Source organism: Streptomyces sp. NPDC088252 (genome assembly GCF_044740965.1).
Classification (GTDB): Bacteria; Actinomycetota; Actinomycetes; order Streptomycetales; family Streptomycetaceae; genus Streptomyces.
The window spans coordinates 1-1,575 of record NZ_JBIURS010000069.1 but is presented as its reverse complement, the minus strand read 5'-3'; the positions used below and the strand labels follow the sequence as shown (position 1 = coordinate 1,575).

Sequence of the window (1,575 nt, the reverse complement as noted above, 5' to 3'; positions counted from 1 at the left end):
ACATGGTCCGTATGCAACCACCCCCCACCCCCAACCCACCAAGCGATTTCCGTAGCAAATTACGTAACGTCACTGACGAAGCCCCCAGCAACCCCGGCGGACAAGATTCGCCCCAGACCCGGCAGTCCGCCCCCGCCTCACCAATTCGCGCGAGTTGTTACAGAACTTCTTGCCCAGGCGCTCCGCGAACGGGGCCGCGACGTCGAAGTCGAGCACCTCCACGTCCACCTCCCCCGGGCGTTGCAGACGGCCGCCTCGTAGTCGGTACTTCGCCCGGGAAGGCATGGCGCCCCTCAACTGCGTCGGAAGATCCTTTTGAGCCGGCCCGGCGTGGAGCCACGGAATCGTTGAAGCAGTTCAAGGGCCGGAGGACTGTCCGGATCAAAGCCGTGGATCCCATCCAACTCGGCGGGCACGCCCGGCCCCCACAGGCGGGCCCCATGGCACTGGAAGCAGAAGGCGATCTGGAAGAGCAGGTCGGTGGCGCTATGAGCACGGATACCCCAGCCCGGGATGAAACAGCGGTACAGCTCGCTCTCCGGCGCAGAGCTGATCAACGTCAGAGCGTCCCTGACCTGAGCCGCCTCCCAGATCGCAACTTCGTCACCCACCAGGTTCGGCGCGCTGAGATGCCTCATTGGGTCGGTGATGCGGACGACCTCGATCAACTCGGTCTTCTCCTGAACGGGCGGAAGCAACATGCGCACAGAGTCGCTGATCAAGGCCCCACGCACCAGAGGTAACCAGACCTGGCGACAGCCAAGATCCGCTTAGTCCGGAAAAGGGCATCCGGTCTCACTGAACTGCTTGCCGGGGAACTCCACGACCGCGGCCGCCAGATCCACGTCGAACACCTCCACGTCCATCTGCCGCGCGTGCTCAAGGCGGCCGACACCAGCACCGGAGTGAGCACATGACCACCACAACCCAGTACGAGATCGAGACCAGCGAAGCCGACGACGGCACCACGCAGCCAGCCGAACAGCTCTGGACCCCCTGCGCCGACGACGCCGCCGACAACGGGTTCATCGCCCACCAGGGCCTGTTCGTCACCGGGATCGACGCCCCCACCGACGATCACCTCTACCCGACCGGCTTCCTAGTCCTCGGCCACCGGCGGTGGGCCGACATCATCGAGGCCGCCGCCGTGTACATGGCCCACTCTGGGTGGAACCCCGATGCGCTGCCAGCAGAAAACGCAGGCGGGCCTCGGTGCTTGAGGGAACAGACCGGGTGCGCAACGCGCGCTCCAAACCCTGCTCGATCTGTCCCACGTCCGCCTCTCGAAGCGGCCAGCCGACAGGGCTGGCACCTGCAGTCCGTCGCGTCAGTTCTCCCATACCGCCCGCTCCTGCAGGCCAGTTCCTGCATTCTCGGGACAGCGCTGGCTGACGCAAGCTACGAGCCCTTGGGCGAGCACCGGCGACAAGCTGGCGGCGCGGGTCACGACGGACGCCGCCGGCAACCCGGTGTTGTCCTCCTGGTATCGAGCCCCAAAAGGGCGAGGCGGGAGAGCTCCGCCGGATGGAGAACTGGCGCGGTCCTTCGGCTGCGCCTTGTCCGCGACGCCGTCCG

At 66.2% G+C, this 1,575-nt stretch carries 1 protein-coding gene and 1 pseudogene; one reads left to right on the top strand and one right to left on the bottom strand.

Annotation, left to right across the window (positions count from 1 at the left end; translation table 11 throughout):
- Positions 1-293: 293 nt before the first annotated feature.
- On the bottom strand, positions 294-701 hold the full coding sequence (locus tag ACIOHC_RS43805; RefSeq protein ID WP_365694673.1) for a hypothetical protein: 408 nt from the start codon (positions 699-701) through the stop codon (positions 294-296).
- 212 nt (positions 702-913) lie between these two features.
- On the opposite strand from ACIOHC_RS43805, the pseudogene ACIOHC_RS43800 reads away from it, so the two are divergent.
- Positions 914-1,575, top strand: a pseudogene (locus ACIOHC_RS43800) (hypothetical protein); the annotation flags it as partial.

What these genes read in the sequence shown, in the direction of transcription:
- ACIOHC_RS43805 (WP_365694673.1), bottom strand. Translation starts at nt 701, where the DNA reads ATGTTGCTTCCGCCCGTTCAGGAGAAGACCGAGTTGATCGAGGTCGTC.